18 protein-coding genes are annotated in these 18,219 nt (G+C 69.9%); 6 read left to right on the top strand and 12 right to left on the bottom strand.

The window, feature by feature from the left end:
• Nucleotides 1-76: 76 nt before the first annotated feature.
• Nucleotides 77-1,141 (bottom strand): trypsin-like serine peptidase, encoded by a 1,065-nt coding sequence (locus A8W25_RS29180; protein WP_079126467.1) that lies wholly within the window; start codon nt 1,139-1,141, stop codon nt 77-79.
• Nucleotides 1,142-1,262: 121 nt separating this feature from the next.
• Entirely contained in the window at nt 1,263-1,658 is a 396-nt protein-coding gene (locus A8W25_RS29175; protein WP_067166959.1) for a nuclear transport factor 2 family protein, read from the bottom strand.
• 89 nt (nt 1,659-1,747) lie between these two features.
• Here A8W25_RS29175 and A8W25_RS29170 point away from each other — a divergent pair, with 89 nt between their 5' ends.
• Nucleotides 1,748-2,323: a TetR/AcrR family transcriptional regulator gene (locus A8W25_RS29170; RefSeq protein ID WP_067167373.1), complete on the top strand. Its 576-nt coding sequence runs from the start codon at nt 1,748-1,750 to the stop codon at nt 2,321-2,323.
• A gap of 76 nt (nt 2,324-2,399) precedes the next feature.
• Here A8W25_RS29170 and A8W25_RS29165 read toward each other — a convergent pair whose 3' ends face one another.
• Together A8W25_RS29165 and A8W25_RS29160 are read right to left on the bottom strand one after the other, a co-directional pair.
• Complete coding sequence (locus tag A8W25_RS29165; protein WP_067166957.1) at nt 2,400-2,906, bottom strand: hypothetical protein; 507 nt, start codon at nt 2,904-2,906, stop codon at nt 2,400-2,402.
• Between the two features lie 70 nt (nt 2,907-2,976).
• Nucleotides 2,977-3,456 carry an SRPBCC family protein gene (locus tag A8W25_RS29160; protein ID WP_079126466.1) on the bottom strand — a complete coding sequence of 160 codons (480 nt, stop codon included), beginning with the start codon at nt 3,454-3,456 and terminating at the stop codon, nt 2,977-2,979.
• A gap of 362 nt (nt 3,457-3,818) precedes the next feature.
• On the opposite strand from A8W25_RS29160, the gene A8W25_RS29155 reads away from it, so the two are divergent.
• Nucleotides 3,819-5,267, top strand: coding sequence for a purine-cytosine permease family protein (locus A8W25_RS29155; RefSeq protein WP_067166955.1), 1,449 nt, complete (start codon nt 3,819-3,821; stop codon nt 5,265-5,267).
• A 7-nt stretch (nt 5,268-5,274) separates the two neighbouring features.
• Here the strand turns inward: A8W25_RS29155 and A8W25_RS29150 are convergent, their stop codons facing one another.
• The 6 genes from A8W25_RS29150 to A8W25_RS29125 form a co-directional block, all read right to left on the bottom strand.
• Nucleotides 5,275-5,844 carry a HutD family protein gene (locus A8W25_RS29150; protein WP_067166953.1) on the bottom strand — a complete coding sequence of 190 codons (570 nt, stop codon included), beginning with the start codon at nt 5,842-5,844 and terminating at the stop codon, nt 5,275-5,277.
• 107 nt (nt 5,845-5,951) lie between these two features.
• Nucleotides 5,952-6,683: a hypothetical protein gene (locus A8W25_RS29145; RefSeq protein WP_067166950.1), complete on the bottom strand. Its 732-nt coding sequence runs from the start codon at nt 6,681-6,683 to the stop codon at nt 5,952-5,954.
• Nucleotides 6,680-9,637 (bottom strand): tetratricopeptide repeat protein, encoded by a 2,958-nt coding sequence (locus A8W25_RS29140; RefSeq protein WP_067166948.1) that lies wholly within the window; start codon nt 9,635-9,637, stop codon nt 6,680-6,682. Before A8W25_RS29140 ends, A8W25_RS29145 begins: the two co-directional genes overlap by 4 nt.
• 1 nt (nt 9,638) lies before the next feature.
• Nucleotides 9,639-10,886 carry a hypothetical protein gene (locus A8W25_RS29135; RefSeq protein WP_067166945.1) on the bottom strand — a complete coding sequence of 416 codons (1,248 nt, stop codon included), beginning with the start codon at nt 10,884-10,886 and terminating at the stop codon, nt 9,639-9,641.
• On the bottom strand, nt 10,886-12,037 hold the full coding sequence (locus tag A8W25_RS29130; RefSeq protein ID WP_067166943.1) for a hypothetical protein: 1,152 nt from the start codon (nt 12,035-12,037) through the stop codon (nt 10,886-10,888). The genes A8W25_RS29135 and A8W25_RS29130 overlap by 1 nt, the downstream gene beginning before the upstream one ends.
• A gap of 194 nt (nt 12,038-12,231) precedes the next feature.
• Nucleotides 12,232-13,197, bottom strand: coding sequence for a pirin family protein (locus A8W25_RS29125; protein WP_067166941.1), 966 nt, complete (start codon nt 13,195-13,197; stop codon nt 12,232-12,234).
• Nucleotides 13,198-13,356: 159 nt separating this feature from the next.
• On the opposite strand from A8W25_RS29125, the gene A8W25_RS29120 reads away from it, so the two are divergent.
• The 3 genes from A8W25_RS29120 to A8W25_RS29110 all read left to right on the top strand — a co-directional run bounded on the left by A8W25_RS29120 (nt 13,357) and on the right by A8W25_RS29110 (nt 16,049).
• Entirely contained in the window at nt 13,357-13,707 is a 351-nt protein-coding gene (locus A8W25_RS29120) for a tetratricopeptide repeat protein (protein ID WP_067166938.1), read from the top strand.
• An 86-nt stretch (nt 13,708-13,793) separates the two neighbouring features.
• Nucleotides 13,794-14,876, top strand: a complete 1,083-nt coding sequence (locus tag A8W25_RS29115) for a magnesium and cobalt transport protein CorA (protein WP_067166936.1) — start codon at nt 13,794-13,796, stop codon at nt 14,874-14,876.
• Between the two features lie 123 nt (nt 14,877-14,999).
• Nucleotides 15,000-16,049: a M4 family metallopeptidase gene (locus A8W25_RS29110; RefSeq protein ID WP_067166934.1), complete on the top strand. Its 1,050-nt coding sequence runs from the start codon at nt 15,000-15,002 to the stop codon at nt 16,047-16,049.
• A gap of 16 nt (nt 16,050-16,065) precedes the next feature.
• On the opposite strand, the gene A8W25_RS29105 is transcribed toward A8W25_RS29110, so the two are convergent.
• Complete coding sequence (locus A8W25_RS29105; protein ID WP_067166932.1) at nt 16,066-16,542, bottom strand: GNAT family N-acetyltransferase; 477 nt, start codon at nt 16,540-16,542, stop codon at nt 16,066-16,068.
• Between the two features lie 10 nt (nt 16,543-16,552).
• Entirely contained in the window at nt 16,553-17,107 is a 555-nt protein-coding gene (locus A8W25_RS29100) for a DUF1990 family protein (protein WP_067166931.1), read from the bottom strand.
• A gap of 235 nt (nt 17,108-17,342) precedes the next feature.
• Here A8W25_RS29100 and A8W25_RS29095 point away from each other — a divergent pair, with 235 nt between their 5' ends.
• Nucleotides 17,343-18,203 (top strand): nuclease, encoded by an 861-nt coding sequence (locus A8W25_RS29095; RefSeq protein WP_324616373.1) that lies wholly within the window; start codon nt 17,343-17,345, stop codon nt 18,201-18,203.
• Nucleotides 18,204-18,219 lie beyond the last annotated feature (16 nt).

Raw genomic sequence — 18,219 nt, 5'->3', positions numbered from 1 at the left:
CGGTGGTGGACGGTACGTGCGGATCCTGTTCGGCCGGGGATGTGTGCCGGCCGGCCGAACAGGCCCTGGCTTCCCCTCAGAGCGGTCGGGTCTGCGCCCAGTCGTAGAGGTGGCGTGCGCTGTCACCCAGGCGGGTGGCGTAGAGCGTGGGTGTGGGACCGCCCGCGAGTTCGTCGGTGGTACTGGTGACGCCGACGACGGTTCCGGTTCCGGTTCGGGGGTCGAACCGGGCGAAGTGGGGGCCGCCGCTCGCCCCGCTCGACATGTCGCACGACTCACCCCACAGAAGGGGCGCCTCGGGGCCGGGCCTGGCCGGCCCCGCGCAGTGGATCATGCGTGATCCGGCGTGTTTGGCCGTGGGGTCGTTGAGGCGGGCCTTCGGATACCCGAAGGCATGAATGAACTCGCCCTGGACGGGCTTGGTGAAGGCGATCTTCTGGCTGCCCGTGACATCCGCGATCCTCCGCCCCTCGGCCGAGGGGTTGGCGACGAGGATTCCCGTGTCGTAGCCGGCGACGGCGATGTCCGCCGATGTCGTCCCGCCCGGATCGGTGTTCCAGCGGGAGGAAGTGGCCGCGCTCTTCACGGTGAAGCCGCCCAGCGGCTTCGTTCCGTTGCGATAGCCGGGCACGAAATAGAGGTTGTGGTTCCAGGTGCCGTCGGCGGCGGGAGCCCCGACACTCCTCAGACAGTGCGCCGCTGTGATGACGGTGCTGCGGTTCGCGCTGCGGACGACCGTCGCGGTGCAACTGCCGTCGTAGCCGTCGGCGAAGGTGAAGAAGAGCCGCCCGACACTCGTGCCCACCGCGCCCCCGTACCTCCAAGTGGCCCCGGAATCAGGGGTGTCGGCGGGCAGCGGAAGCGGATCGTCGGGCGTGTTGTCGTCCTCGGGTACGGGGGTGATCTCGGGGACCAGGGCACCCGCCAGCTTCATACGTGCCGGGGTCCAGTAGGCGTCGACCTGGCGGCGCTCCTGTTGCGTGGTGGCACCGGAATGCGTGCTGATGGACTCCGGTTCCGCGGCGAGGGCGGCGCTGCCCGGCGACAGCAGGGCGGCCATGGTGGCAGCCAGCAGAAGGGCTGACGTGGTGGCGATCTTGTGCGGGAACGACCGATACAGCGACCGGTATTTGGCTGACATTGCCGCCTTTCCTGATGCTTCGCGTACGGAGACTGACGGGACTGCGGGGAACGTCCCTTGCCCTGTACGACGTGCGACCAGGCGCGAGGTTGCGGCTCCGGAGAAGACGCCACCCCCGACATCACACCGCGTCGGATTCCGAAGCCAGCGGGACCTCGCCCGCGGTCTTGCTGAAGCCGAGGGCCTCGACGATGCGGCCGTCCACCACACGCATGACGTTGACGCCGCTCACCCAGTCGTGGGGGCCGTCCCCGAAGCGGTAGTTCCACAGGATCGTGGCGCGCTCGCCCGCCACGATCACCTCCTGCGGCAGGAACTGCGAGCCTCGGTCCTCGACAAGCACGGTCCACCACTGCGTACAGGCTTCACGCCCGACGACCCGCTCCCCGCGCGGCGCGGGCTGGACGCTCTCCATGACGCACTCCTCGGCGATGAGGTCGAGCAGGAGATCGGCCTCGTGGTCGGTGAACGCACGGTTGAAGAGCTCGATGACGTCGGCGGTGCCGCGTACGGACATGAATCCTCCCCGGAAGCAGTAGACCAATCGGTCTACATATATAGATAGACCGGTTGTTCTACCGAGTCAAGGGCTGGCACAATCACGGCATGACCACCTCCGCCAAGCCCGGCCCCCGTGAGCGACTGCTGCTCGCCGCCCAGGAGTTGACCTACACCCAGGGCGTCGGCGTCGGCGTGGACGCACTGCTCAAGGCGGCGGGCGTCGCCCGGCGTTCGCTGTACGAGCACTTCGGCGGCAAGGACGGCCTCATCGCGGAGATGCTGCGGCGCAGCACCGCCGAGGACGAGGAGCGGTACCGCGCGACGATGGCCGACGCGGGTGACGAGCCCCGGGTCCGGCTCCTCGCGGTGGTCGACCGGCTCGGCCGCATCGCGTCCGAGCCCGACTTCCACGGCTGCCGCTACCTCGCCGCCGACCTCGCGCTCTCCGACCCGGAGCACCCCGGACACGAGGTCACCCGGGCCTACCGGCGCGTCCTCCACGGCCTCTTCACCGACGAGTTCGCCGCCCTCGGGCACGCGCGGCCGGAGTTCGCCGCCGACCAGCTGCTCCTCCTCGTCGACGGACTGCTCGCCGCCGGTGCGACCCGCCCCGGGAGTCGGCCCGCCGCCGCGTCCCGCGAGCTCGCCGAGCACATCATCGACTCCGGGCTCCGCGACTGAGCCACCACCGCGTACGGCGCTGCCCGGCAGGCCCTACTCCTCGCGCTCCTGCGGCACAGGGGCTACCGGGCACCGCTCACCCTCGACGGACCCCGCCCACCTCCGGCAGCAGCGCGACCAACTGACGTGTGTGGCCGGGCAGTTCGCCGTCCGCGAGGCCGACGACGATGCCCCTGAGCGACAGGGGCTGATCGACCAGGAGTTTGTCGTTCGACAGGAGCAGGGCGGGTACCGGTGTGTCGAGTTCGGCTTCGCTCAGCACCGGCCCGCCGAGCGCGCACAGGGCGTCCGCCTGGAGGCCGATACGGTGGCGCAGCCCGGTGTTGCCACCGGCGCGCTCGATGGTGCGCTCGATGGTCCAGAGGTCGAGCGCGACACGGTTGTCATACGTCGTGTGCACCCCCGCCGTGACGGACGAGACGGCGGCGATGGTGGCGGCGCCGACCAGGGAGACATGGGCCAGGATCTGGTCGGCGTTCCACTCTCCGGCAGGTGGAACGGCCACCGCTCCCTCCGCCTCGGCCACCGCGGCAGCGGCCTCCAGCAACGTGCGGTAGGCGTCCCGCAGGGTCGTGGTGTCCATGGTTGCGCACCTTCTCTTTCTGCGTACGTGTACGGAGTGCGTACGGGAGAGGTCGTGGCCACCGCCGCCCTCACACCTGCGGACGGGACATCTCCCAGGGCGCCTGCGGCAGGACCTCACCGGTTTCGAGGAGGGACTTGAGGTTCGCCAGGACGGCGGGCCAGCCGTGCGAAATACCGTTGAGCATCTCCACGTTGGGGAGGTTCTCGTGGGTGACGGTGAGCCGGACGATGTCCTTGTGCGGTTCAACGAGGAAGGTGACGACCGACGGGTCCCGCGTCGCCGCGGCGTCGGGAGTGTCCTCGAAGGTGACGACCAACCGCGTGGGCGGCTCGGCCGCGATGACCCGGCCGACGACGTCGACCACGTCCGACCCGTCGACGCGCCGGTGCTCCCAGGCGGAGCCCGGCCGCCAGTCCGAAACGTTGGCGTGCGCCCAGTAGCGCGCCGTCAGATCCGCGTCCGTCAGGGCCTCCCACACCTGCTCCGCACCGGCGCGGATGTAGGTGACGTATACGTAGCTCGGCACGGACATGGTTTCGCCAGTCATGGCGTACTCCTCTGCCTTGTTCCGGATGACGCTGATCGCTTGCGGACGGGGTTCATCGAACGCCGACGTGCCGGGCCGCCGACTGGCACACACACCTGCCCAGCGGCTCGCACGCTCATTATGCAGGCATTTACTTGCCTATTGTCAATGGTGGCCGGTGACGCCACGCAACCTGATCAACCGGCCGCCCCTGGAGGGGCGTTACGGCGAAGCCGCTCCCCCTCTATGAAATTTGCCATTCAAGATCTTGATGTTTGTTCATCCCCATGCCAGATTCGGCGCAGCACCACCTGGATCAACGCTGGATCAACGGCGGAGTTCGTCCCGACACGCCGGAACAGCTGCGGGGAGAGGTCACCGACATGCCCGTACAACACGCCCCCGGGGACCGCCTCGCGATGGAGAGGCGGACCATCGAGGCCGTCCCGGACGGCGAGCGGCACGGCACACCGCGCAGCCAGTTCACGCTGTGGTTCGGCGCCAACATGCAGATCACCGCGATCGTCGACGGCGCCCTGTCGGTCGTCTTCGGTGCCGACGCGCTCTGGGCGATACCCGCGCTGCTGATCGGCAACGTACTCGGCGGCGTCGTCATGGCGCTGCACTCCGCGCAGGGGCCGCGGCTCGGCGTACCGCAGATGATCTCCAGTCGCGCGCAGTTCGGCGTCTACGGCGCGGTCCTGCCACTGCTGTTGGTGATCCTGATGTATCTCGGTTTCGCCGCGACCGGCAGTGTGCTGGCCGGACAGGCGGTGTCGGAGATGCTGCACATCGGCACCGACGCCGGGATCCTCGTCTTCGGAGCACTGACCGCCGTGGTCGCCGTCACCGGCTACCGCCTCATCCACCTCGCGGGCCGCATCGCGACCGTCGTCGGCTCACTCGGCCTCGGCTATCTGCTGGTGCGGCTGTTCACGCAGTACGACGTCGGCGCGCACGTCGGCAACAAGGGGTTCGAGGCGGCGACCTTCCTGCTCGCCGTGGGCCTCGGGGCCGGTTGGCAGCTGACCTTCGGCCCGTATGTCGCCGACTACTCGCGCTATCTGCCCCGCGACACCAGCACGCGCGCGACGTTCTGGTCCACCTTCGCCGGCTCCGTCGTCGGATCCCAGTGGGCCATGACGCTGGGCGCGCTCACCGCGGCCGTCGCGGGCAAGGCGTTCCTGCCCGACCAGGTCGGCTTCCTCGGCGATCTGGCGGGCCCGGCGTTCCTCGCGTTCCTCATCTACCTGGTGATCGTGGTCGGCAAGCTGACCGTCAACTGCCTGAACGCGTATGGCGGTTTCATGTCGATCCTGACCACCGTCACCGCCTTCGACCGCCGCTCAGGCATCTCGGCCGCCGTACGCGCCGCCTACATCGTCGGCTTCATCACGGTGTCCATGGTCATCGCGCTCGCCGCCAGCGACGACTTCCTGACCAACTTCAAGAACTTCGTCCTCCTGCTCCTGACCGTGTTCACCCCGTGGAGCGCGATCAACCTGGTCGACTACTACCTGATCTCCCGCGAACGCGTCGACATACCGGCCCTGTACGACCCGGACGGCCGCTACGGGCGCTGGAACGTCACCGCGCTGACCTGCTACGTCGTGGGCGTCGCCGTACAGATCCCGTTCCTGGCCACCAAGCTGTACACCGGCGCGATCACCAAGAAGCTCGACGGCGCCGACATCTCGTGGATCGTCGCGCTGGTGGTCACCTCGGGCGTGTACTGGCTCTGGGCGCGGCGCACCGCCAACCCGCCCGCCGAGACCATCCACCCGACCGTGACCGAGGACGGCGAACGGTCGGCGACGGAGCCGGTCGGCTGACGCGGCGTCACCCCGTCGGCACGACATCCGCCCACAGGGCGGCGGCGTCGGCCGAGAGCGGTGCGACCGCTCCGGCCGAGGCCTCGTCGTCTCCGTCCCACCACACGCCCTGACCGGGCATCAGAACACGTCCTCGTACGCCGTCCTGCCAGCGGCCGCTCAGCACATAGAGCACCCCTGCGTGCCCCGCGCGCGGCACGACCGGGCCCGCGACCCGGTCCACCCCGACCGTCCAACGGCCGCGCCGCACCATGAGGTTGAGCACCCGGCAGGCCCCTCCCGGCAGTTCGGCGGCCAGCGCGAGGTCACCGGAAAACCCGAACGGCTCCCCCGCACGCACCAACAGTTGGTCGAACACACCGGGGCACATCAGCCGCACCCCGTCTCCGGTCAGCAGGGTGAGCGTCCGCTCCACACCCGGAAACGCCGAGAACGCCCCGTCCCGTTCAATATCGGCGACACTCGCCCGCCACCCGAACGCCTCGGCACCCTCGGGCCGCGAGACGATCTCCCTGGTCGCCCCACCACCGTTGCGCCAGCGGCCCGCCGGCAGTGTTTCTATGTCGAAGTGGTGCATGGGTGGGCTCCTGGGGTGCATGACGTTCGGGCACGGGCACCTCGTGCCCGACCTGGTGGCCATGCTACGCGTCGATCGTCTGCTGTACGGGGGCCTGGAAGGGCATCTCAGGGTGCGGTAACGGTCAGCGTCGCCTTCTGCTCGCCGTCGTCGCTCAGAACAATCCTGTAGGACGCGTACGTACGGTCGGTGTCGACGGAGGCTTTGATCTTGGCCGTGCCGTCGGCGTCCGTCGTGCTGCTGCTGCGGATCAGCACCGTCTCGGCGCCGGACGCGTCCCTGCCGGTGACGCTCACCACCAGGACCGCGCCCCGACCGGCGTCGGTCGCGGACGCGGACGCTGTGAGGCTGTGCTTCCCGCCGGATCCGGCACTCTGCAGGGCGACCTGGTACGCCGGAGTCGCCACCAGGGCCGCGACCACGGCGGCCACACCGGCCGCCAGGACCCCGCCGCACAGGAGCCATCCCGCCACGGCGACCCGCCTCGCCTTGCCGAGCTCCTCCTCGTACCAGGCCTCGACGTCCTTCAAGTTTTCCAGATTGACCTCGCGGCTGCGCAGTACGAGCGTCCACAGGGCCAGCAGGACCGCGCCCAGCGACAGGGCGAACGCGAACACCGCGAGACCGAGGAGCTCCGGGCGGTGCGTGAGCCGGGTGATGGACACCAGACCGGCCGCGGAGAGCGCGGTGCCCAGTACCGTGATGGACGTCAGGACGAATTTCGCGTTGTCCGCGATCCTGCCCAGTGTGTGCTCGGGTTCGAGTGCGTCGGCGGCGCGCTGCCAACGCCGCGTCTCGGGCGACACCACGTCGTGCGGCGGTGTCCTCGTGTCGTTCATGACGCGACGACCCCTTTGAACTCGTGGTCGTGCGCGTCCTCGCCCGAACCGGTGCCGGGACACCGCACCACAACGGTGAACGGCTGGTTCTTCCGCTTGCCGCCGCGCCGCCGGAGGGAGAAGCCGAAGTTCACTACCCGCACGGGGTCGTTGGACAGCTGCTCGATGACCTGGTCCGTCAGATCAATTCTGTGCAGGGTGCACGGGTAGGTCTCCGGCGTGAGGTTGCCTTCCACGTCTTCCCTCCATTCCGGTGTGGCCGGCCCGTCGCGCGCCAGCATCCAACGGACCACGTCCAGGTGCTCGGAATCGACCCTCCGGAAGCTGCGCTGGGTCTGTACTACGTCCAGGTCGTGCTCGGCCACGTGCAGCAGGAACCTCCTCCGCCCGGCGTGCCCGACGCCGCGCACGGCCACGACGACCTCGGCGTAGGCGTCCATGGCACGCTCGACCGGCTCCATGCCGAGCAGCGCGAGCGCCAGGTCGAACTGGACGGGACTGAAGGGCTCTTCGAGGAGCAGGGCCTGGCCGAATTCGCGGGCGGCCTGCTCGCACGAGTCGACGCGGAGATGGCACCAGCCCTTCTGGGCCAGCTCGGTCGCGTTCTCTCCGGGGAGCTCCAGCAGGACCTTGTCGAAGAGTCGCCGGGCTTCCTCGGGATCTCCTTCCTGGAGCCGGAGGTCGGCCAGTCCGATCAGCGCCCAGGCGTCCGCCTCGCTCTCGGCCGCCTGCTGGAAACTCCGGGCCGCGTCCTCCCGCCGTCCCACCATTTCCAGGATCCAGCCGCGCAGTATCCACGGCCAGCCGTTGGACGGTTCCAGCTCCAGAGCGGCGTCGAAGGCCCCTACCGCCCGGTCGAGTTCGTCGGTGTCCATGAGCACGGCTCCCTTGAGTACCCATGCCCAGGCGTACGCACCGTTCCGGAACAGTGCCTCGTCGAAGCACGCGAGCGCCGCGTCGTAGTCCTTCAGCAGGTACTCGGTGGCACCGAGGTTTCCCCGGAGCCACGCATCGGCGGGCCACCGGTCGATGCCCCGGGTGAGCACCTCCCGCGACTCGGTGAGCCGGCCCTCCTCCCGGAGCAGTTCCCCCAGTTCGGCATGGGCGAAGCTGGGGCTGTCAGCGGTCGCCGTGGCATCGCGCAGGGTCTTCTCGGCATCCCTGTCGCCGGTGGCACGCAGCACCTGTCCCATCGTTCCCAGGAGCCAGCCGCTGTCCGGGCGCAGCACGAGAACGCGTTCCAGATGGCGGCGGGCCTCGTCGTTGCGGCCTGCTCCCCGCAGTGCTTCGCCCAGCCAGAGATGTACTTCCACCACCGTGTCGTCGTCCTGGGCCTCCCCTTCGGCGGCCTCGTCGAGTCGCCGTGCGGCCGTCTCCAGAGGGGTCAGCGCCTTTTCATGGTCTCCACGGAGAACGGCGATGTGCCCCTGTGTCATCAGGAGCCGGGGGTCCTCCCCGTGGATCCGCAGTCCCTCAAGGACGAGGCGGTCCGCCTCGTCGAGCTGGTCCTGGTCGACGAGCAGTTCCGTAAGCCGCCGTCTGACGTCGAGCGAGTCCGGGACCAGGTTCAGGCATTGCCGGAGCGGCCGCGCGGCCTCCTCGGCCCGCCCGAGCCGGATCAGCGCCTCACCCTGTGCATGCAGGGACATGGAGTTGGTGGGATCCAGTACGGACGCGTCCAGCGCCGCATCGAGAGCCTCCTGGAACCGTTGAAGGTGTACCAGGATCAGCGCGCGGCGCCCCAGCAGGGCCGCGTTGCCCGGCAGGAGGAGCAGAGCGTGCTCCGCCTCGGTCAGGGCCCGTTCGAACTCGCCCATGCCGACAACCATGTCGATCACGTCGAGCCGGTCGTCGGGAGTGGCCGCGTTTTCGGCGAGGAGTTCGCTCAGGATCTCCACCGCGTCCTCCCGGCGGTCCAGGGAGCGCAGGATCAGCGCCTTCAGTCTGCGCAGTTCGACCGTGGGCAGCTCGGCGAGCAATTCCTCCACGGCTGTGAGAGCCTCCTGCGCCTGCCCCGCGGAAAGCAGTGTGCGGGCCCGAGCGGTGCGCAGCTCCGGGAGCGCGCCGGAGCGCGCCAAACAGTCCTCCAACAGGTGGAGCGCCTCGTCGGTCCGGCCCAGCGAGCCGAGGAGCTGCGCCGTGTACGTGCACGCCTCGACGGATTCCGGATGGCGATCCAGCGCACGCTCGACGGACGCGAGTGCCTCCTCGAACCGTCCGAGGTCGGACAGGGCATAGCTGCGGCCGAGCATCGCGCCGATGTGGCCGGGGTCCAGGCCGAGGGCCAGGTCGAAGCATCTGCGCGCCTCGCCGGGCGCTCCCCCGGCTCCGTACCACATGCCGGCCTGGGCAAACGCGTCGGCCGCCTTGTCCGTCGGGCCGGCCTCGGCCAGGCTGCGGGCGAGCCGCTCGGCGATCGCGGGGTCTTCCGCCCCGGCGTCGAGCGCGAGGTTCAGCAGTCTGTCCGCCTCGGCCGGTTGGGACCGTCCGCTCAGCAGGTCGGCGATCGCCAGGACCACCTTCGCGGGTACGAAGGCGTCCAGTTCGAGGGCCAGGGCGACGAACGGCTCCGCCTCCTCCAGCATGCCCAGTTCCCCGAGCGCCGTGCCGTAGTCGGCGAGTTCGTCACGCCGCAGCTCCGCTCCGGCAGCCACCGCGCTGTTGAAGATTTCCACCGCGTCCTCGAACCGGGCGAGGCCCTCCGACAGGGACGCCATCAGCTCGGCACGCCCCAGGGTGGTCAGTGCGGACGCGTGGATCAGTTCGAGGCGCTGCCGGTCCTCGGTGTCCTCGGCCGCCGCTCGCCCAGCGACGATCTCGGCCACCAGCCGCGCGGCGATCGCCGCGCAGTCCTCCGCCCTGTCGAATCTGAGTGCCTCCCGAACTGTCGCCAGTTCCGAGGACAGCTGACCCACCAGAGTCCCCTTGAAGCCCCACGGGCTGGCCGTAGTCACTTCAACCACTCCTCGGCGGGCGGGACTCGCCGCCTACGGGTCCCGGCTCTCCCCGGCCCGGGGTATGCAGATCGATGATTTCCTGGCAGAGATCACGGGTCGCACGGGCTCCTTCCCGCGCCCAGCCGGGCTGCTGGAGCCGTACGTACCAGGCTGCGTTGAGCGCGTCCCGAAGACGATGCGTCGGCCGTACATCGCCGGGGCGGGGAACCTCCACGCCCTCCGTCAGCTGATCGATCCATTTGCCGCCCCATCCCGTCGCGGTGGTCCAGTCCTGCGCGGTGTAGTCGGAGCCCGGATGGAAGACCTTCTTGAGTTTGTCGAAGACCGCCATGGGATCCAGGGTCAGCGATCCAAGCGGGTCGGCTGCCTCGGCTGGGGCGTGCGGCAGCGACGCGATCGCCTGCTCCCAGCACCTCGCCAGTTCCTGGCCGAGGTGCGCGTGGATCAGACGATGGGTGTCGAGGGCTTCGATGATTCCCATGACCATGTCGGCACGCTGGCGCACCAACGCGCGCGACTCCAGAGTCGGCGCGACCACATCGAGCCTCAGCAGCATGAGCGCACAGGCATAGGCGGGCCCGTGCGTGAACGTGGCGAAAGCGTCCGCGAGGAGCATACGGACTCGCTGCTCGACGGCTTCCAGTGCGACATCCGGGCCGGCCGCGAGGTGCGCGTGCAGATCACTCGCGGTCTTCCGGGCGAAATCGTTGGCCTGAACGGATTCGGCGATCGCCACCCGACCGAATTCGTGAACGACGAGTGGCAGGGCCCAGACATCCCATTCGGGGTAGCGGATATGGGCGATGCGGCGCGAATCCAGCGGCGGCACGCGATCCGGGGAAGGGATGACGAGCGTCGGGATCATTCCCACGCTGATGGCGCACTCCTTGAGCAACGCATCCGCGAACACACAGATCCGCTCGTCCAACTCCTTCTCACGGAAGACCAGACCGCCCAGCAGCTCCAGGCATTCGCGGAAGACCTCCCCGCTCAGCCCCTCGATCTCGGAGTACTCCTGCCAGGCCTCGCTCGGATCAAGGCTGCCCTCGGCGACCTTCTCGATGAGGACCTCCAGCCGCTCCAGGCCGTTCGCCGAGTTGCTGCGGATGTCGTCGAACGCCTTGATCCAAGGCTCGGTCTTCAGTTCGAGTTGCACGAACCTCGCTTCCATGGCGGAGGCGGCGTTCGCCCGCCTCAGATCGCGGCGGAGCGAGGCGATACGTTCATCCAGAACCGAGAGGACCATCAGGGGACCTCCTGCGAAACGCTGAACTCCGCCAGGCTCCTCGCCTGTCGCGCGATCCGGAGCCGGGCCCCGGCATCGGCGCTACGGATACGGGCCAGCCAGCCGGCGTTGACGATGTCGCACATCCGGTACGCCACGTCCGGAGTGCTCCTGCGGCCCACCAGCTCTTCCCGGTCCTCGTCAACGAGGCGCGGTGCCAGCTCCAGTACCGTCCACCAACCGTCGTAACGAGCCTGCATGAGGTGTCCCGACATGAATGTCAGGCAGGCGTCTATCCAACTGCCGAAGGGTTCCGTCAGCCCCTCCTCGTCCTCGGTTCCCGCCTCGGCTGTGCCCGAACTCCACACTGCACGCATGGCGTTGATGGCATGGTCGTAGCGGTGGTCCTGGTTCAGCCGGTCCAACACCGTCCCGATGGCCGCGATCCGGAGGTTGGGGGCGGGATGCGTCTCGGTGCCGTGCCGGGCCACCGCCGGGTCGAACCGGTCGAACGCACAGGCCAGGCCGTAGGCCGGACCCAGGACATAGCTCGCGAAGGTGTCGGCGAACAGCTCGTGCAGCCAGGGCCAATGCGCGTCGGGTGACTCCTTCCGCGCATCGTCGAGCAGGTCCTCCAGCGGGTGGACGGTTCGCACGCCTCCGTCGACCGTCACGGCGGGACCGGCGAAGTGTCCGTACTCGTGCGCGACCACCGGGAGGTCCCAGAACGACCGGCCCGGGAAACGGACCCGGATCACCCGTGTGGAGCGCGCATAGATCTCCTCGGTGCCCAGCACGGTGAACGAGTCCCACGCGACCGGGGTCCTGCCGCCGATCTCGTCCAGCAGAACATCGGCCAGTACGCAGTACCCCTCGTCGAGGCGCGCGGCGCGCAGGGCCGCACCTTCCACCAAGGAGAGGGTCTCCTCGAAGAGTTCGTCGAGTTCGAGCTGGAGTCGATAGAGCTTCGCCCACAGCGCCGCCGGCGCCACGCCGTCGTCGATCTCGGTGAGCAGCTCACGGGCTTCGGCGCCCCGCAGGTGGAACGCCGTCGTCAAACGCGTCGCGACGCGCCCGCGCAGCTCCGGCCCGATCTCCTGGCCACTCGTCCTGGCCGCGCCGATCTGGCCGATCAGCGTTTCGACGCGGGTCCGCAGGAGCTCTCCCGACAAGTCCGATGAGACTCCTCCGAGCATGTCGCCGTCACCTCGCAGGTTGGCCTATGCCCTACCTCCATTGTGGGCAGCATTGGACGATTTGTCCCGGCCGACGGATTCTTGAAAGGGGTATTACCGCAGCCACGCCCTGGTCGGGCAGGCCCGTACGCGCCCACTCGCCTTCGCGCCCCCAGCACTCGGACGCCGGCTCAGCGCACCCTCCCCCGAGCCTTCAACCCCACCGCCGGCAACTCCGGCGCCGCCAGCCGCCCCCCGTCGTACCCCTTCACCTCACCGAACCGCGCCCCCGACATCCACTCCTCCCGCGCCTCCTCGATGTCCGCCTGCGAGCGCCCGATGAAGTTCCACCACATCACGATCTCCTCCTCGAACGGCTCGCCGCCCAGGAGCATCAGGCCCGCGTCGGAGGGGGCGTGCAGGGGGAGTTCGGTGCGGCCGCAGCCGAGGTAGAGCATGGAGCCGGGGAGGACCGGGACGCCGTCCACCCGGGCCTCGCCGGACATTCCCAGGACCGCGTACTCGAAGTCGGGGTCCAGGGGGAGGGACAGGTCCGCGCCCGCCGTGAGGGACAAGTCGGCGCCGACCAGCGGGGTGTAGATCGTTCCCGGCGACGCCGCGCCGTCGAGCTCGCCCAGGATCACCGTGGACTTCAGGCCCGGCGCGGTGACGGTCGGCAGGTCCGCGTGGTGCTGGAAGTGCGGCTCGGTGTGGCGGTGGGCGTCGGGCAGGGCGACCCAGAGCTGGGCGCCGTGCAGCAGGCGGGCGTGCGGGCGGGGGCTCTCCTCGGAGTGGCTGATCGCCCGCCCCGAGGTCATCAGGCCCAGTTCGCGCGGGCGGACGGTCTGCAGACTGCCGAGGCTGTCGCGGTGCAGCACCTCGCCCTCGTGCAGCCAGCTCACCGTCTGCAGCCCCATGTGCGGGTGCGGCGGCACCTGCATACCGGGCTCGTCGGCGATGTCGTCCGGGCCGTAGTGGTCGACGAAGGCCCAGGCGCCGACCATACGGCGGCCGAGGTTCGGCAGCAGCCGGCGGACCTCGGTGGACTCGCCGAGCTTGACGGTGCGCGGGGAAAGGAGCTCCCGCACCGGCTCGGCGACGACGAAGCCGCGGCCGCCGCACACGGAGAGTGTGGCTTGACGATCGAGATTGCTCATGGCGGTCAACCTATTCCTGTCGGGGCACCCGGTGGCAGCCTCCCACGCGCGCCCACCCCGCAAGGTAATGGAATTTTCAACGAGGGCCTCGCGTTGCCGCACTCGTATCGGAGTCGCAAGTGCCGGGCATTCCCCCGCGCCGCACAGGAAGGACGTCTCGTGGTCGACAGCTACTACGAGTTCGGGACCACCGCCGAGCGCTGGGACCGCGCCCAGCAGTTCTTCGAGGCGAAGGAGTACGTCACGGCCGTACGCATCCTGGGCGGCATCGTCGACGAGGTGCCCGAGCAGGTCGCCCCGAGGCTGCTGCTCGCCCGCGCCTACTACCACTCCGCCCAGCTCAAGAAGGCCGAGGCCGAGCTGCGGGCCGTCCTGGAGCGCGACCCCGTCGAGCAGTACGCCACGCTCATGCTCGGCCGCACCCTGGAGCGCCAGGGACGGCCCGAGGACGCGGCTCGCTATCTGCGGCTCGCCGCCGCGTTCGACGGGGATGTCGCGGCACGGCCGTGACCTGCGGCCTTGGCACTTTGACCGGCCTTTGAACGGCGCGTGGCACACTGGCCGCCGATCCGCCGAAGGAGTTCCGCGCCGTGCCCATGATCCGCAACCTCCGCAGGGCGGTCCGCCGTGCCTACCGCCGCACGGTGGACCTCAGCCACCCGGCCCGCTCGCCGCTCGGCAGCGCCGTGGTGAACTGCGTGGTCTACCGGGACGGGGTGCGCCAGCCCGGCGACTGCCCGGTGGAGGAGGCCGTACGGCGGGTGCGCAAGTCCGGGGAGGGGTTCGTGTGGGTCGGTCTGCACGAGCCCAGCGCCGAGGAGTTCGCCGGGATCGCCGAGCTGTTCGAGCTGCATCCGCTGGCCGTCGAGGACGCGGTACGCGCCCGTCAGCGCCCGCAGATCCAGCCGTACGACGACGTGCTCTTCGCCGTCTTCAAGACCGTCTGCTATGTCGAGCACGAGGAGCTGACCGCGACCAGCGAGGTCGTCGAGACCGGTGAGCTGATGATCTTCACCGGGCCCGACTTCGTGGTCACCGTGCGGCACGGCAAGCACGGCTCGCTCGGTCCGCTGCGCGAGGCGCTGGAGGACACTCCCGACCAGCTCGCCAAGGGCCCGGCGGCGGTGCTGCACGCCATAGCGGACCACGTCGTCGACGACTACCTCGTCGTCATCGACGCCATGCAGGTCGACGTGGACGCCGTCGAGACCGCCGTGTTCAGCGACACCGCGGGGCGCGGCGACGCGGGCCGCATCTATCAGCTCAAGCGCGAAGTCCTGGAGTTCAAGCGGGCGGTGACCCCGTTGTTCCGGCCGCTCCAGGCCCTCGCCTCCGCGCCGATGCCGCTCATCGGCCCGGACACCCAGCCGTACTTCCGTGACGTCTTCGACCATCTGGCCCGGGTCAACGAGCAGATCGGCTCGTTCGACGCGCTGCTCGACTCGATCCTCCAGGCCCATCTGGCGCAGGTGACGGTGGCCCAGAACGAGGACATGCGCAAGATCACGGCCTGGGCGGCGATCGTCGCGGTGCCGACGATGGTGTGCGGGGTCTACGGCATGAACTTCGACCACATGCCGGAGCTGCACTGGAAGTACGGATATCCGTTGGCGCTCGCCCTCATGACGGTCGCCTGCTTCGCCATCCACCGGGGGTTCCGCCGCAACGGCTGGCTCTGACCGGAGGGTTGGCGGGCCGCGGTTACCCTCCGTAGAAGCGGGCGTTCCGACTCCGCCACCGATTTTCGGCCAACTCGACTACAGGCATCACCGAAGCGGTCACGCTGTGCCACATTGCTCGGCATGAAGACCAACAGCGTGTTCTGCACCATCATCCCGCCCCATGTCCTCGACAAGCTCGCGCAGTCCGAGGACCCCCGCGCGTACGAGCCGGCGCGCCGCACCCTGGAGCACGACGCGCTCCTGCGCACCCGCCGCCGGATCACCACCGTGCGTGGCATGGTCCCCCCGACGGGCACGCCGTCCGACAAGCCCACCCGCACGATCTACGACGCCCGGAGGCAGGAGACGCTGCCCGGGTCGAAGGTGCACTCCGAGAGCGACACGCCGTCCAAGGACGCGACCGTCAACCGGGCGCACGCCGGGCTGGGTGCCACTTTCGAGCTGTATCTCAAGGCGTACGGCCGGCACTCCATCGACGACTCGGGGCTGCCGCTGGACGCGACCGTGCACTACGGCGAGCAGTACGGCAACGCCTTCTGGAACGGCGAGCAGATGGTGTTCGGCGACGGGGACGGCGAGCTCTTCCTCGACTTCACCATCCCGGTCGACGTCATCGGCCACGAACTCACCCACGGCGTCACGCAGTACACCGCCAACCTGGAGTACTTCGGGCAGTCGGGCGCGCTCAACGAGTCGTTCTCGGACGTCTTCGGCTCGCTCATCAAGCAGTACGCGCTCGGGCAGTCCGCCGACCAGGCCGACTGGCTGATCGGCGCCGGGCTGCTCGGCCCGGGCATCGACGGCGAGGCGCTGCGGTCGATGAAGGCGCCGGGCACGGCGTACGACGACCCGCAGCTCGGCAAGGACCCGCAGCCCGCCACGATGGACGACTTCGTGCGCACCAGCCGGGACAACGGCGGGGTGCACATCAACTCGGGCATCCCCAACCACGCGTTCTACCTGGCGGCCACGGCGCTGGGCGGCAACGCCTGGGAGCGGGCCGGGAAGATCTGGTACTCCACGCTGACCGGCGGGGAGCTGACGAGCGACGCCGACTTCGCCGACTTCGGCCGGCTCACGGTCGCCACCGCCCGCACCCTGTTCGGCGACGGCGACGAGCTCGAGGCCGTCATCAAGGCGTGGAGCCAGGTCGGGGTGCCGATCGCCTGAGACGGTCCGGGACCGGTCAGGGAATCGGGATCTCCAGCTCCGGCCGGTCCCACATCACCGCGGGCGGGTTCGCGCGGGCCGTGCCGGTCCGCAGCGCGCCCACGCTGCGGTAGAAGCCCTCGGCGGGCGGGTGCGAGACCACCCGGACGCGGTCGAGGCCCGCGTCCCTGGCCCGGCCGGTCATGTGCGCGATGAGCAGGCGCCCGATGCCGAGGCCCTGGGCGTCGTCGGCGACGAACATCAGGTCCAGCTCGGGCGGGGCCAGCAGCAGGGCGTAGAAGCCGAGCAGCCGTTCGTCGGCGCCCACCGCCGCGTACACCTCGTGGGTCTCGATGTAGTCGGGACCCACCCGGTAGCCCTCGACCATGGGGGCGTACGGGCCCTCGTACGCGCGCGAGGACCGTACGAGCCGGGTGAGGCGCTTGGCGTCGCGCGCGGCCGCGCGCCGGATCCGCACGCCCTCGCCACCCTTGCCCGTAATGTGTGAGGTCATGTGGTGAGTATTACCGATGGGCGGCGGTGCGGGCGAACCGGGGCGGTCGCTCCGGCTCCTTGGCCAGCCTGCGCAGCACCGCCCCGCAGCCGCGGGCGTACAGCCGCTGGGCGACCGGGACCAGCGGACCGGCGAGGCGGGTGTACCAGCTCGCGGGGTGACTGAAGGCGGTGACGGTGAACCAGACCTGCCCGCTGCCGTCGAGCTCCACGACGAAGGACTCCTCGCCGCACTCCGGGTGCCCCGGGAGCGTTCCGTAGGCGAAGCCGATCCGGTGCGGCTCGTCATCGGCCCACACCACCCGGCACGGCGCCGAGACGCTCACCGGGCCGACGCCGACCGCGAGGCTCCCGGGGACGCCGGGCTCGGCGCGCTCGGCCGGCGAGCGCACCCCGACCCCGAGGGCGCGGTGCATGCGCCACTCGACGACAGCGGCTCCGGCGCGGCGCAGGGTGTCCGGTCCGTGGCCGATCCGCGTGCTGTGGTGGAGATGGTGGTAGCCGGCGGGCAGACGGTGCAGCCTGGTGCCGCCGACCTCCGGATAGGTGAAGACGGGGACGCTCATGCGCTCACCCACCCCTCGTTCTGAACGCGTTCAGATGCAGGGCGAGCCTATCCCGTATTGAACGCGTTCAACAAGGCGGGGGCCGGAGCGGACGACAGGTACGCGCAACGGCGTACGGCGCTGTGCGCGCCGGGGACCGGCGTACCGTAAGTATCGAGCCGTGCGGGGGCGCACGGCGCCCGTGCGGCGGATGCTGGCTGTGCCCGGTGTGCACCCTGAGGAGGCCGTCGTGGGAATGCTCGTGATCGAAGGTACGTACCGGGTCACCGGTGCCCGCCCGGACGGCGACTCCGTCCGCTTCTACCCGTCCGACCCCGCCCAGTGGGACCTCGTGCCGGGGCCGCACCGCGTCCAGCGCAACCGGAGCGGCGGCGCCCAGCTGCGGCTCGACGGCATCGACACCCTGGAGACGCACTACATCCCGGCGCACGGCCGCGAGACGCACCAGCCGCCGCCGTTCGCGGACGAGGCGGCCGACGCCCTCACCACCTGGCTCGGCTTCACCGGCGTCGAGCGCGACGCCCACGGCACGGTCACCGCCTCCACACCCGACCGGGCCCCCGGCTTCGTCCTCACCCGGGGCGCCGACCTGCACGGGCGCTGTGTGGCGCTGGCCGGGCGGGGCGCGGCACCCGGGCCCAGCGGGCAGCAGCACTTCGTGGACGCGGCGCTGCTCCAGCAGACCGCCAACTTCGCCCAGTTGGCTGACGGCCTCGCCTATCCGACGTACTACACCAAGCTGTTCGTCGAGCTGCGCGCGGCGATGACGGCCGCGGTGCAGGAGGCGCGGACGGCCGCCAACGGGCTGTGGCCCGTGGACCTGACCGCGAGCGGCGCGAAGATCGACGGTCTGGTCTCGCTCACCGACAGCGCGGTCGTGCTGCCGAAGCTGTTCCGACGGCTGGCGGACTATCTGGTCCTGGGCGCCGGAGACCCCTCGCTCGCCGGGTTCAAGGCGTTCCTCGACCAGCGCCCCGATCGCGTACTGATCGCGTCGAAGGGGCAGTTCACCACGCTGTCGACGGTGGTGGAGGTCGCCGACCAGACCGTCCGGATGACCGAGCCCCCGGAGAACCTGGTCTTCGAGGAGCGCTGACGGCGGCCTCCACGCA

This window comes from Streptomyces sp. ERV7 (assembly GCF_001653515.1).
Taxonomy (GTDB): domain Bacteria; phylum Actinomycetota; class Actinomycetes; order Streptomycetales; family Streptomycetaceae; genus Streptomyces.
The sequence above is the reverse complement of the archived record's forward strand: the minus strand, read 5'-3'. Positions and strand labels throughout refer to the sequence as shown.